General features: G+C 40.7%; 12 protein-coding genes. All 12 read left to right on the forward strand.

The window, feature by feature from the left end; all coding sequences use genetic code 11:
* Positions 1–59 precede the first annotated feature (59 nt).
* The 12 genes from NV381_RS29630 to NV381_RS29685 all read left to right on the forward strand — a co-directional run bounded on the left by NV381_RS29630 (position 60) and on the right by NV381_RS29685 (position 14393).
* Entirely contained in the window at positions 60–2174 is a 2115-nt protein-coding gene (locus NV381_RS29630; protein ID WP_258216921.1) for a right-handed parallel beta-helix repeat-containing protein, read from the forward strand.
* 402 nt (positions 2175–2576) lie between these two features.
* The gene (locus NV381_RS29635; RefSeq protein WP_258216922.1) at positions 2577–3338 is read left to right on the forward strand and encodes a YveK family protein; all 762 of its coding nucleotides are present in this window, start codon (positions 2577–2579) and stop codon (positions 3336–3338) included.
* The gene (locus NV381_RS29640; RefSeq protein ID WP_258216923.1) at positions 3319–3984 is read left to right on the forward strand and encodes a CpsD/CapB family tyrosine-protein kinase; all 666 of its coding nucleotides are present in this window, start codon (positions 3319–3321) and stop codon (positions 3982–3984) included. Before NV381_RS29635 ends, NV381_RS29640 begins: the two co-directional genes overlap by 20 nt.
* A gap of 46 nt (positions 3985–4030) precedes the next feature.
* On the forward strand, positions 4031–5350 hold the full coding sequence (locus NV381_RS29645; protein WP_258216924.1) for an efflux RND transporter periplasmic adaptor subunit: 1320 nt from the start codon (positions 4031–4033) through the stop codon (positions 5348–5350).
* A gap of 17 nt (positions 5351–5367) precedes the next feature.
* A complete protein-coding gene (locus NV381_RS29650) occupies positions 5368–7092 on the forward strand; it encodes a hypothetical protein (RefSeq protein WP_258216925.1) in 1725 nt (574 codons plus the stop codon).
* A gap of 245 nt (positions 7093–7337) precedes the next feature.
* On the forward strand, positions 7338–9278 hold the full coding sequence (locus NV381_RS29655; RefSeq protein ID WP_258216926.1) for a lasso peptide isopeptide bond-forming cyclase: 1941 nt from the start codon (positions 7338–7340) through the stop codon (positions 9276–9278).
* A gap of 14 nt (positions 9279–9292) precedes the next feature.
* Positions 9293–9448, forward strand: a complete 156-nt coding sequence (locus tag NV381_RS29660; RefSeq protein WP_258216927.1) for a paeninodin family lasso peptide — start codon at positions 9293–9295, stop codon at positions 9446–9448.
* Between the two features lie 98 nt (positions 9449–9546).
* Positions 9547–10506: an HPr kinase/phosphorylase gene (locus NV381_RS29665; protein WP_419182315.1), complete on the forward strand. Its 960-nt coding sequence runs from the start codon at positions 9547–9549 to the stop codon at positions 10504–10506.
* Positions 10478–10783 (forward strand): lasso peptide biosynthesis PqqD family chaperone, encoded by a 306-nt coding sequence (locus tag NV381_RS29670; protein ID WP_258216928.1) that lies wholly within the window; start codon positions 10478–10480, stop codon positions 10781–10783. Before NV381_RS29665 ends, NV381_RS29670 begins: the two co-directional genes overlap by 29 nt.
* A gap of 30 nt (positions 10784–10813) precedes the next feature.
* On the forward strand, positions 10814–11269 hold the full coding sequence (locus NV381_RS29675; RefSeq protein ID WP_258216929.1) for a lasso peptide biosynthesis B2 protein: 456 nt from the start codon (positions 10814–10816) through the stop codon (positions 11267–11269).
* 22 nt (positions 11270–11291) lie between these two features.
* Positions 11292–12479, forward strand: a complete 1188-nt coding sequence (locus tag NV381_RS29680; RefSeq protein ID WP_258216930.1) for a nucleotidyltransferase family protein — start codon at positions 11292–11294, stop codon at positions 12477–12479.
* A 96-nt stretch (positions 12480–12575) separates the two neighbouring features.
* Positions 12576–14393 carry an ABC transporter ATP-binding protein gene (locus NV381_RS29685; RefSeq protein ID WP_258216931.1) on the forward strand — a complete coding sequence of 606 codons (1818 nt, stop codon included), beginning with the start codon at positions 12576–12578 and terminating at the stop codon, positions 14391–14393.
* The last annotated feature ends 128 nt before the right edge of the window (positions 14394–14521 follow it).

Genomic DNA, 14521 nt, shown 5'->3' on the forward strand with positions numbered 1-14521 from the left:
GTGTTGTACAATGAGAGAGGCGATGGTAGAAAATAATCGATTAGGAAAGGTGAATGGTGATGAAACGAATATTTTTGCTTCTATTAGTATACATGCTGGCGGCTCCGTTGTTTGTACCTTATGAAAGAGTACATTCTCTGTCTGTGCTTGAAAATGTTAGTAATGACCAGACTAGCTCAGTCTACAATTTGATACCGGCGGATTGGGGCATTTACAACGATGGCACCCATCCTGTGGAAACGACACAAGGCTTGAATGATGCTCTGAAGTGGGCCCATGAAAATGGGAAAACAACGTTCAAGGTACCGGCAGGCACGTATCTTATCAAGAAGCAAGATCCTAAACTGTATGTGGATTCAAGCGCTCGTATTAATATGGTTCCTAATATGACGTTTGAATTGGACAACAATGCTATTATTCAAAAAGAATCTAACGGATTCACGGGCTATCATACGTTACATGTTGGCTATGGAGCCGACAATGTGACTTTAAAAGGAGGCATATACAGGGGAGACAAGGATTCTCATGACTACTCCAGTGGGGGAACTCATGAAGGGGGAGTGGGGATCTCAACGGAAGGAGCCAAAAATCTTACTATTGATGGAGTGAAGGCTGAACAATTTATAGGCGATGGCTTATACGTTGGGGGGCATGGAACGATGGTTCAGGATCTGTATGAAAATAGCTTTATGTCAGGCTCAATAGATGACAAGGGAGAGTTTATAGCGGATTCTACCAAAATTCGATTGAAAAGTGCGCTGGATTTTAAACATCCGATATTTAAAACAGAACGTGAATTTGAATTCTCAAATAATCAAAAGCTTTCCAATACGTTTGATATTTATTTTTACAAAGAAGATGGTACCTTTATGACCCGTTTAAAAGATCAAAAGGTTCGCCAAATCATGCAGATTCCTGATGGCGCCAGCTATTTTTATACCGTCTTTAACCAATCAGCAAGTCCTGGAGCGTACATCGAATTTTGGCAGAGGGCTGTTACGAGAAATGCTGTTGTAATGAACTCCGAATTTGCTTTCAATCGCAGACAAGGAATTACGATCTCTGGTGGAGATAATATTACAATTTCCAATAATGAGCTGCATGACATCAAAGGCACGGCACCTCAAGCAGGAATAGATGTTGAAGCGGGATATGGTGAAAATGGATTTTTAAACAGCCATATTTTTATTAAAAACAATCATTTTTATAATAATGCCGTCTACGATGTTATTTTATATGATGGACAGGATGCAACCGTGGAAGGGAACTATTTAGGTTCTAAAAATAAGATTGGTTTGGCAGTATCTCCTCCGTTTAAGGGAGCGTTGATCAAGGATAATCATTTTGATGGATCGAGTATTTATGCTTATCATGACGTAAAGTTTGAAGGCAATCAAATGAACAATTCGTTTACCCATTTGGAGGGGCCGAATTTAAGCTTTGATGGAATGACCTTTACCGATTCCAGGTTTATTATAAGCAGCACAGTACCATTCGGGATAACGGCATCGAATATTACTATGTATAACAATAACAGCGAGTCGGATATGTCCTTATGGGTCAACCCTGTACATTTAAGCAATATCACCATGTATGGAGGTGGTATCTCAGGGAATGTGCCGGAAGGCAGCATCATCGATAATTTGAAGGTGTATGGAACAGACAGCTTGAACTTGCCTCCAGGAACCTATAATCATTGTGAAATCGAAGCTTCATCAGGTGGAACTGGCGTTACAACTTTAGATGATGCAGGCTCCTATATATTTAACGATTGTTCCTTCAAAGTAAAAGAAGGGCTGCTCGTCTCTAATGAAAATGCAGATGTGCTCGTGAGTAATTCTACCTTCGATATGGTGGAGAAACGGTTTGCATTAAAAGCTGTAAACGCCAAGAGGATCCAGTTTGAAAATAATACAGTAACGTCTAATAAGCTGGAGAATGCTTCTGATTATTTAATAATGATAGGGGACTATTGGACAAGAGCAGACAAATCAGCCGTACAAGAAGCCATTATTAAAAGCAATACCATTACAACCAATGTCCCATCAGAAGGCATCTCAACTATTTATTCAGGGATCGGAGCTCCAGCGTATACCATCGAAGATAATGTTTTAGTCAATGCCAAGCTCAAAATACGGGAATCAGATATTAGCAATAACAATGTTGAAAAATAGTAATCATGATCCGAAATGTATCGAAATGACAAATTTAAAATAAGAGAAGATTTATCTGCTGCTGCGGGTAAGTCTTTTTTTATTTAGTTCAAGTAACTCAGGAACCTATCCGGATGTTTAAAAGGACTTTAATAACGCATAAAGTTGACTATAAATACATTATCGTTCACTATAAAGAACATGTCAACCATATTTTGAATAATAAATGTTAAATTCATCACATATTTGACGGAGTAATGGTTATATCGACAATTTAAAATAAAAATATTGACACGATACAAAAAGTATCATAAATTTAGGGTGTGTCCATGTTACAGAACGTATCTAACACCCGAATTTACTAATTCCGGCCAGTGGCGCACAAACCTTTTACAACCTATAACTTTTTGATGGAGGAAAATAATGGATATTGATCTTAGAGAGTACTTGAAGGTTATTATGAAACGACTGTGGCTTATTATATTGTTCGTACTTATCACAACTATCACAGTAGCCATATACAGCACTAATAGCTATCAACCGATTTATCAAGCGTCAACGAAATTGATTGTGAATCAGACCTTGGAGATGGATCAAGTAGGTAAGGAGCAAATTGATTTTGGAGCGATCGGGATTAACATTGCCTTGATTGACACTTACAAGGAGATTATTAAAACACCTGCAATTATGGATAAAGTGGTGCAGCGGTATCCGGAGTTGAATATGTCGGCGGAGCAGCTCATTTCCATTGTGGATGTTAACGCAATAAATGGTACGCAGCTGATGACTATTGTTGCTCGATATTCCTCTTATGAAAAAGCGGCAAAGGTTGTCAATGCCGTTTCTGAGGTTTTTAAGACAGAGATTCCCAAGATTATGAAAGTAAACAACATTGCTATCCTAAATGAGGCCAAAATGCAAAATAACCCCAGGCCTGTGAACAAGCAATCCAATCAATACATAATGATTAGCTTCGTGGTAGCTTTAGTAATTGGAATTGGTGTTGCTCTGTTGTTGGATGCCATGGATGATACGCTTAAGAATAAAGAGGATATCCGTCAAATTTTCGAATTGCCTACGCTAGCGGTAGTGTCCAAAGTCAAGCCAAAAGAGTTTAAGTCAGCCAAAAGAAAAAGAACTCCAAAACAGGTAGGTGATACACCTTATGTTACGACCAACAACTAAAAGCGATATTATGCAAATCAATCCTGAATCCCCAATTTTTGAAGCTTATAGAACGTTAAGGATTAATATCGAATTTTCGGCATTTGACCGTGTAGTAAAAACGATTACCATCACTTCGGCCAATCCGGGGGAAGGAAAGACGTCGACAGCTATTAATTTAGCGGTAGCTTATGCGCAGGCTGGGAAAAAGGTAATGCTGGTAGATGCCGATTTGCGAAAGCCGGCTCTCCATCATGCGTTTAACAGCGATAATAGCAGAGGACTTACGAACTTCCTGGCTAATCAGATCGATATCCATGAAATTATAAGGGAGACTCCGATTGAGAATTTATCACTCATCTTATCCGGACACATTCCCCCTAATCCTTCCGAATTGCTTGCATCACCGCGAATGCACACGCTTCTCGCTGAACTAAAGGAGAACTACGATATTGTTTTATTCGATACTTCCCCTGCTCTAACTCTGACTGATGCTAAAGTTATGGCCGCAATTAGTGACGGTGTGCTGCTGGTTGTTGAATACGGGAAGGTCAAGCGTGATGTTGCCAAAAAATTGAAAGATGATCTTATACATGTGAAAGCAAATTTGCTCGGAGTTGTGTTGAACAAATTAAACAGCAAAGATGCGGCAGCCTATCTATATTAGTCTAAAAGTTGATAAAATGCTTACCTGATGAAAGAGGGTATTCCTTATGAAGAAAAAAAGATTGAAGCCGCGTATCGTTCAACGCAATGTGATGAAGGTTGGCGTAATGGCGCTCAGCTTTGTAATGATTGCTGGTTGTACGGCTATGGAGGTGTTGACGCCTGGACGCACTTTGGCCCCGCAAGATCAGACAAGTGCCCAAGGACCATTAATAAAATCGGTTAAGACAGCCGTAGTTTCCAAGCAAAGAATCGGGGACCCCGTAGAGTTAAGTGCGGAGGTGTTATCCTCCGTTCAAGTTGTGGTTAATGCCAAGACAGGTGGGGACGTGGAAGAAATTGTGAGGAAGCGCGGTGAGTTAGTGCAAGCAGGGGACGTCATCCTTCGTTTAAAGTCTTCCGATGCCAATTTGCGTAAAGAAAAAGCAACTATGCTGGTCAAAAATTTGCAGGATTCGATCGTTAGAGCAAAGAAAGAGCAGGAGCAGTCAAGAAAATCCCAAGAGAATAATAAGCTTGAACTTTACAACTCCATTTTAAAAATGGAGCAAGGACTTGAAGACCAAAAGAGAAACCTTAATAAAATGAAAAATGATTACGATAAAGGTCTGGCTACTAAAGCGCAAGTCAATCAAGCGCAAACACTGCTGAAAAACAACCAGATGGATTTGGATCTGCTCAAACAAAAGCAAAAAACGGCAGTGACGATCGACCCAGCGCCAATTTCCGAAGTAGAGCTTAAAGAAGCTCAATTAGAGCTTCAGCAGGCGGAACAGGCGTTGGAATACTTGGAAGTAAAGGCTCCGGTAAGCGGCGCATTGACTGAGATGCCGTTAGATGTTGGCATGACGGTGCCAACCGGCTCAAGCATAGGGTTAATTCAGAAGCTCGATCCGATAAAGATTAAAGCTCAGCTTAATGAGGATGCAACCAAATATGTGCGTGGCAAAAAAGAATTAACTTATTATTTACCGGGAATATCCAAAAAAAATAAAGGTGAAATAAGCTATCTGGCACCTGTTATTGACCCGCAAACCAAAGCATATGAATTAAATTTGGAGGTACCGAATAAGGATGCCGGCTTAAAACCAGGTATGAAATTACGCGTTCAGCTTACCGAGGAACAAGAACAAATGGTTGTTGTAATCCCAACCCAGAGTGTTGTTAAAGAGGGGGAGGACAACTTTGTATTTGTACTCGCCAGAGATACTGTTGAGAAGCGCAATGTACAGCTTGGCCGGATAAACGAACCGCTGCAGGAAGTGCTATCCGGCATCAAAGAAGGAGAGCAACTCATAATATCGGGTCAAAATCAATTGAAAGATAAAGATAAAGTACAATCGGCTCCTTCAGAAGGGCAAAAATAACAATGGAGGAACGCCACGTGAAAAATAACTTTAAAAAGTATATGGCTTTACTTATTATTTCAATCTTATTGCTGGCAGCGGCTGCTCCTTTTACTGCTATAGCGCAAGGTGAGTCTTCGAAATCAACAACACCCTTAATGTACCAATTGACGGATGATATCAGGGTGGATGTCAAAAGCATTCTTAATGAACGTGTTTCAGCTGGAACAAGAGTTGGGGCAGTCGTACGTCTGTATAATTATGGGTCAAAAGTGGTTAGAGTCCCTGAATATGAAGTAAGAGTGAAAACGGATAATGGCGTGGAGTACATTTTACGTCCAAGCGCAGCGAACGCAGTAGCTATTCAACCTAAGGAAAAAGTGGAGTTAAGCTACATGATCACAGTGGAACGCAGTGATGTCTTTTCGCTCTCTGAGCTTTCTTGGGTCGATCTGGATGAATTCGAGTACCCTCAGATTGAGAAATTAATGTTATCCATTCCTGTATCCGTTAATGAATGGCGTGGCGCGAGCTCGGTATTTACTGATCCTGAAGTTATTAAAAAGTGGGAAGAGCCCTTTACAGTGGATATGCTATCATCCTCTTTGGTATTTACCCCAGTTAATCTAATTAAACAAAATACGACTCAGGGACCTGTATCCCTTGTAGTTCTGCTTGCTGAAAACAAGGGTAAAATGAAGGAAACCGTACCTGATTTTAGCCTGGACGGAAAGACGGATTCGAAGGTATACAAGGGGAAGAGAATAGATGTGGAGCCGCTTGCCCTTGAGCCAGGGGAAAAGAAAAATATTCATTTTGCCATTCCGACAGAAAACAAAATTGATTTGAAAAGCCTAAACGTTCTTACTCCAGAGGAGTTTGTGGGGAGCAATCAAACCAAGATCAATTACACAATTGGCCGTTTGAATATCCAACTGCCCAATAACGGCATTGCATTAGGCTGGATTGATCAATTGGAAGCCTATGATACGAATATGCCTATCCGCTTTGACCCATTAAATAGTCTAATTCAACCTGAGGTAAGCGTTTCTCTTGTTGAGCTGCACATGCATCAAAGCGAAGGGGATGGCTATAAAACAGTCATTGCCAAATTTAAACTGAACAACAGCGGTGAAAGTCCGCTTCCTGTCCCTAATTTCCAGGCGGAGCTGATGAGCGCTGACGGGTTCAGCTATGTCGGCAGCCGACAAAATGCGGCTGCACAAACTTTGATACCGAATTTAAGCTATATAATCAGCTACTCCTTTAACGTACCGAATTCTGAAAAAGGCGAAAGACTGGGAATGAGAATTATGGATGGGCAAAAGGCTGCTCCTTTCAACATTCCTATTGCTTCTTTTCGTACAAAAATTCAAAATAATGATTCGGATTCGAAGCTTGTTTTCTATCCCTTCAATGTGAATCTTAAAGATTGGACCATCGGATCACAAATTATACCGGGGAACTTAACTTATTCCTACAAGCTGAGGCTCGAGCTAGAAGTTGAACGTCAAGATAATATCGTTGTGGATCAAAATTTTTCTAAAATGAAAATAGAGCTTGTCGATTCTCTTGATAGAATATTGAGCTCGGAGTCTCTTCCTTTCACGAGTACCGGCCGTCTTGTTAGTGGATGGCAAACCGTTAACTTTAATAGTCTGCGCACGGAGCAGTTTGAATTTCCGCTTACCGCTCGCATTTATGAAACGATCGAGACTCCGTTTGGCGAAGCCAAAAGGCTGGTAAAAACCTTGAAGCAATAGGGAAAAAGGTCGGAACGGGCTGTTTCGACCTTAGCTTTTAAAAATAGTTGAACGAATGGTTGACAGTATAAAAGTTAAATGGTATTCTGAAAATGTTCTCAATAAAGAACAAGTTGTTAACTTTAAAATCACGGTTTCATAAGCAAAATCTCCTTCCGAAAACATAAAATTACGTTGAAGTGCTTTTTATTTTTAATGAATCGTTCTCTGATAAGAACGGTTGAGTGTAAACTTGGGAGGATCCGATGAGTGCAATAACCGGGATACATCATTTCAATCATGCCCCCATACCGATAGACCAAGGTATCGATTTAATGAAGGCCTTTCACAAATACCCAGCTGATTATGTGCATACCTGGTATAAGGATAATATCTTTCTTGGCTGCCACGCACAGTGCATTACGCCGGAATCGCTTGATGAACGATTGCCTTATTATGATTCTGATAGGCGTCTTGCGATCACTGCTGATGCGATAATCGATAACCGAGATGAGCTATTTGGATTACTGCAAGTAGAGTATGCAAAGAGAAGAAAGATGTCTGACAGTGAATTGATTTTGCTTGCTTATCGTAAGTGGGGAGAAGATGCTCCTAAATATTTAGTAGGCGAGTTTGCATTTATGATTTGGGATGAAGGCAAGAGTCAACTGTTTGGAGCAAGAGACTTTTCAGGAAGCCGAACACTTTATTATTACTGGAATAATGAGCGATTTGCTTTCTCTACCTTAATACAACCCTTGTTTACTTTACCGGGCATCGAAAAAAAGCTTAATGAACATTGGCTCGCGGAATTTCTGGCAGTGCCTGGCATGAATGAAGCAGTGGATACTTCTATAACGGTATTTACCCATATACAACAAGTACCTCCTTCTCATAGCATCACAGTAAGTGGGGGAAGAGTGAAGCTTTCGAGATATGTGATATTGAAAGTGGGGGAGCCTTTACAGCTGAAATCGAATCATGAGTATGAAGAAGCATTTCGTGATGTATTTCAAAGTGCAGTAGCAGCAAGGCTGCGAACTCACCGGAACGTTGGGGCACACCTAAGCGGCGGATTAGATTCAGGCGCTGTTGTGAGCTTCGCAGCAAGAGCTCTGCAAAATGAGAATAAACGATTGCATTCGTTCAGTTACGTACCGGCCAAAGATTTCATAGATTGGACGCCTAAGTACTTAGTAGCTAACGAAAGGCCTTATATAGAATCAACAGTGCAATATGTCGGGAATATAACCGACCATTATGAGGACTTTGCAGGAACAAGTCCTCTGTCAGAAATCACGGATTGGCTTGAAACGATGGAAATGCCTTATAAGTTTTTTGCAAACTCTAATTGGATCAAGGGTATTTTCGAAAAGGCTAAGGAACAGGATGTTGGTGTGTTACTAAACGGTGGTAGAGGGAACTTAAGTATTTCTTGGGGGTCCGCGTTGAATTATTACGCTGTTCTGTTAAAGAAGCTGAAGTGGATTCGCCTTTACCAGGAATTGAATCAATATAGTAAGCATAGGGGAGGGAACAGGCTGAGAATGCTGCCAGTCATTGGCAAACTTGCATTCCCAAACATTAGTACAACGTTCTCATCTGAGGAGCAGTATCATCTTCCTATGTTAATAAATTCTGAGTTGGCCAAAAGAACAGGTGTCTTAAATAGGCTTAAAGAGCACGGAATTCATGCAACAGGTGCACCTTTTGATAACAATATTTATAGAGCAAGACAAAGACATTTTGAAGAAATATACCCGTGGAATGCTACAGGCACATTGGGTACCAAATTATCGTTGCGTTATTCTTTATGGAAACGTGATCCAACCAATGATATACGAGTGATCCGCTTTTGCTTGTCAGTACCGGAAGATCAATATGTACAGAATGGTTTGGATCGGGCGTTAGTCAGAAGATCGACTAAAGATTGGCTGCCGGATAAAGTTCGGTTAAATCAAGGTGTACGAGGGGTACAAGGAGCAGATTGCGTTCACCGGATGACACCCGAATGGAATGCTTTTGTAGAAGAGCTTGAACAAATTAGCACAGATCCAATCGTTGCAGAACTAGTTAACATGCCGGTTCTCAGGGAAGCCATTAACAAGCTTAAGTCAGGCCCACAGCATGAATATTCGTTCGATTCGGGTTATCAAATATCGATGTATTGTTTAATTCTGTACAGGTTTCTTAAAAAAGTTACTTGAGGGGAGGTGATAATATGTTAATGAATGAAAAGAAAAAATGGCAAGCTCCAGTGTTGGATGTACTTAATGTTGATCAGACCATGGCAAGTGCACACATCGGTAAATACGATGAGGGCTATAATGAGGCTCTGGGTGAAGAAGGTCAAACAAACACTCATCATGGCTCTTAGTTTTAAATGAGATTCGTATGGCCCGTCGCCCTTATACAAAATGATTTTGTATAAGGGCTTTATTTTAAAAAACTTGTTAATTATTTGGAGTGAGATCATTGCAGGATACTATGAATAATGTGGTGTACAAAGCCTTTGGACTAACTTTGCGCAGTGAGATATCTTTGCCGGAATTACCTCTTCAGCCAGGGAGTAATGAAGCTGCAACAGATCTTAATATAGAAGTTAATGATGTATCTAGGCTTTGGCAGGAGTTATGCTCACCATCTAGCAGGTTTGTAATTAGAGAAAACCTGGTCATGTTTGAAGTGCCTGACATTGCTCTGTTTTCCATTCATGGCGGTAATAAAATTATCGTGACACCTAAGGCCGGTTATGATGAAGAAATCGTTCGTCTCTATCTTCTGGGGACATGTATGGGTGCTTTATTGATGCAAAGAAGGATATTGCCTTTACATGGAAGTGCTGTCGCGATTGATGGGAAGGCATATGCCATAACCGGTGAATCAGGTGCTGGCAAATCAACACTTGCAGCCACATTCTTAAATCAAGGCTTTCAGCTTTTAACTGATGATGTAATAGCTATCTCCTTCTCACCAGACCAGATTCCTTATGTTACTCCAGCCTATCCTCAGCAAAAGCTATGGCAGGAAAGCTTAAGTAATTTCGGTATGGAAACAAGTCAATATCGATCTATATATGGCAGGGAAAGCAAATATTGTGTTCCGGTAACCTCTAAGTACTGTATGGAGCCTTTACCGCTTGCAGGTATTTATGAGCTGGTAAAGACGGAGAATTCCAAGATCGGTATCCGTCAGATCGACAAGCTCGAACGTTTTCAGACTCTCTTCTATCATACGTATCGTAATTTCCTTGTTCCAGGGTTGGGTTTAATGGAATGGCATTTTAATATCTCCGCGACTATTATTAATCACATCGAAATATACCAATTAAGTCGACCGGCATCTGGCTTTTCGGCTCCTCAATTAGCAGCTATCATTCAAGATACCTTAGATGGAGGCATATATCATGATCAAAAACCAAGGCATTTCGCTTGATGATCTCATTGTACAAGGCAGTGGGAATATTGTAAGTAATATGGGTGGAGAAAAAGTGATGCTCAGTGTTCAAAACGGAAAATATTACAACTTAGGTGAAATGGGCGGAGTTATATGGGATCTCATGAAGGAGCCTATTTCAGTCACTCAACTCGTCTCAACTTTGGTAGCCGAGTATGATGTAGACCAAGCTACATGTGAGGGGCAAGTTATTTCTTTCTTAGAGACTGTACGAAGAGAGAATTTAATCCAATTGGGAGATGAGGTCAACCGGTAGTCTCCTGAAGGTTGAAGAGTGGTGAAAGAAATGAGATTAGCGATAAAACTAAGAAAATTTTTCTCGCTGGATTGGCGAACAATGCTTCTATTTATTGAGGCATTTATTTATTTGGGCTGGGCGCGATATCTTGTGTATCAGCCATTCAAGAAGATTGCACCTTCATTAGGCTCACATTTGGAGGAAACACCCCAAGCAACGAATGATAAGAACAAGGATGCTCTCAAAAATGTCCATTATGCGATTCATACAATAAGCAATCATACTTTTTGGGACAGCAAATGTTTAGTTAGAGCTTTTGCAGGCATGAGAATGCTGCAGCGGCGTGGGATAGAAAGCACGCTTTACCTAGGGACGGCCAAAGAGGAGTCAGGGAAAATGATTGCTCATGCATGGCTCCGCAGTGGCTCCTTTATAGTTACAGGGGTAGAAGGAATGGAGAGGTTTACAGTTGTGGGTACATTTGCCAGAAGGATAGGCAATTAATAAGTAGATCAAGGAGAATACGATGGTTAACAATTATAATCTCAACTTGACGGTTCTCACCAAAGAGTTAAAGCTGTTGCTGTTTCTTATGAAAATGGAAAATGACGAAGAAGTGCTTCTTAACAATAAAAGGCTGTTTGAAGATATAGATTGGGGCCAATTTCTACAATTAGCCAGGCATCATCGAGTGCATCCTATCGTTTATACGGCGTTAAAAGGGGCAGATAAGAGCTGGATCCCCTCTAGTGTTGTCGAAGCCTTACGTATGGACTATCAAAAAAGTACGTTTCAGATGCTCCATCTAAGCGGGGAAATGGAACAGCTATCCAAGCTATTTACTGAACATAAGATTCAATCAATGGTTCTGAAGGGCCCCATTCTTTCTCAAGATCTTTATGGGGATGTATCTCTTCGAACATCGAGAGATCTGGACATTCTGATTCCAATAGATGATTTGGATAACGCCGAAGCACTACTCTTAAAGCTAGGATATGACAAGCTTGTGGAATTCTCTACAATCTTGAATGACTGGAGATGGAGGCATCATCATATCACCTTTATTCATCCAGTCAAAGGTGTAACCGTTGAAATACATTGGAGATTAAATCCAGGGCCTGCGAAGGAGCCGAGCTTTCATGAATTGTGGGAGAGGAGAAGGCTGAGCCCGCTAACGAGCTTCCCCGTCTATTTCTTGGGTAAAGAGGATTTATTTTTTTACCTTGCTTCTCATGGAGCGCGGCACGGATGGTCACGTCTTCGTTGGTTAGCCGATATGGATCGCATTGCGAAACAGAAGCTTGATTGGGGAAAGATCAATTGCCTAATGCAGCAATATAAATGCCTGCATGTAGGAGGTCAAACGATTATACTAGCATCTCAGCTTCTGAATACTCCAATTATCACAGAAATGAAGCCACTGCTAGCAGCGAGTAATTCCATGAGGCTGGCTCAGGATGCTATATTTTATTTGAAGGAAATGATCAATCTACATACGATTCCTGTACCGCAGCATGTATCCGATTATCACAAGCGCCATCTATTTTCCCTGATGTCTTTTCAAAACAAAATATTATTTGTTATGAGTTTTTTTTATCCTTATCCTGAGGATGCCCAAACGTTGCCGCTGCCCAAAGCATTTCATTTCTTGTATTTTCCGCTGCGTCCCATTCTATGGGCTTGGAGGAAGACGAGGAAGTACGCATTACCATAGAGAAGGCTTACGAAGTCAACTTTCTTAAGGAAAGTTCAGTTAATGCTTGCGATGCAAAGTTCCGCTAAAGCGTAACTTTTAGGAGGATTCAAGGAAATGAAGCATATCTTATATCTTACAAAGAAATTACACCGTTATGCAGGAACCATTCTTTATATAAATCTCTTAGGTATGGTTATCATCAGCTTACTTGAGGGTATAGGAATCTTTTTATTATTTCCTCTGCTTAGTATGAGCGGCTTTCTAAATGTAACTGCTGGAGCCAATCCAATTTGGGGGCTTTTCGACTTCCTGCAAACCATCCCTAAGGCATGGGGGCTACCTCTTGTTTTAGGATTATATACCTTATTGGCTGTAAGCCAGACACTGCTGCAGCGAAATCTTACTATTCGAGAGGTTAAGATCCATACCGGTTTTCTTAACCACTTAAGATTAGAAACATATCGCTCATTGCTGCAGGCCAATTGGGATTTTTTTATCAAAAAGAGAAAATCCGATCTTATTAATTCTTTAACAACAGAGCTAGGGCGTGTTGGTGGCGGGCTGCGTATGCTGCTGCAATTCATTGCTTCGCTGATTTTTACATTCATCCAGATAGGTATTGCTTTCTGGCTTTCTTCAAGTTTAACCCTTTTTGTATTAGGCTGTGGTTTATTGCTTGCCCTCTTTTCCAGAAAATACATTAAAAAATCCAATATTTTGGGGAATCAAACATCCGAGCTATCGCAAAGCTACCTTGCGGGAATTACGGAACACTTTAACGGAATTAAAGATATAAAAAGTAATATGCTGGAAGAATCCCGCTATCAGTGGTTGCTTTCATGGTGCCGCCAGATTGAACAAGAAAGAATAGAAAATTTTAAATTGAAATCCAATAGTCAGCTTTTTTATAAGATTTCCATGGCTATCATCGTTGCCGGCTTTATTTTCTTTTCTGTGACTATGTTTCACTCCCAATTAGAACAACTGATACTGATTATTCTCATCTTTTCCCGGCTATGGCCGAGATTTACGAGCATACAGTCTAATTTGGAGGAGATCGCTTCTTGCAGCGCTGCCTTTAATGCTTTGATCAGTTTACAGAAGGAGTGTAATGGTGCAAGGGAGTTGGAGAATATAAACCACAGCAACAATAAGGTTAAGCCGATTCAAATTAAGCATGGGCTAGAATGCAGTAAAGTGCATTTTCGGTATAATCCCAGTGTAGCCACTTACTCTCTCCAAGATATTAGTTTACAGATCCCGGCCAATTGCATGACAGCTATCGTAGGCCGTTCGGGTGCAGGTAAAAGCACTTTAATTGATATCATAATGGGGTTATTGAAGCCAGAAAGCGGAATGGTTTTAATAGATGGAGCACCTCTGAACCGGGATAATTTATTATCGTTAAGAAGATCCATTAGCTATATTCCACAGGATCCCTTCTTATTTAATGGAAGTATCAAAGAAAACATGCAAATCATTGAGCCTGATGCAACTGAAGCACAAATGTGGGAAGCGTTGGAATTTGCAGCAGCGGCTGAGTTTGTAGGCAGACTTCCATTCGGCATGGATACTCTAATTGGCGATAGAGGAATAAGACTTTCTGGAGGAGAACGGCAGAGGCTTGTTCTAGCTCGGGCCATATTAAGAAAACCAGCCATTCTGGTGTTAGATGAAGCAACAAGTGCGCTTGATACGGAGAATGAAACAAAAATTCAGGGTGCACTGGATAAGCTTAGAGGAACGATGACCATTATCGTGATAGCCCACCGGTTATCTACTGTTCGCAATGCGGATCAGGTAATTGTATTGGATCAAGGGAAAATTATTCAAAAGGGTGCGTTTAACCAACTGGCGAAGGAAAAGGAAGGATTATTTTCAAGCTTACTGGGAAATCAAATGAGGGATTCAAAAGTCATTTCTTTAAGATAATGATGGGAAATATTGTATTGACACGTTCTCTATAAAGAACTAATATAAGATTGTAAGCAGCGAAATATAGTTCAGTGGAAAAAATTTTTGCGTCATCGTTCTATATATAGAACGACATGCAATGGAGT

This window comes from Paenibacillus radicis (ex Xue et al. 2023), assembly GCF_024722015.1.
Lineage (GTDB): Bacteria > Bacillota > Bacilli > Paenibacillales > NBRC-103111 > Paenibacillus_S.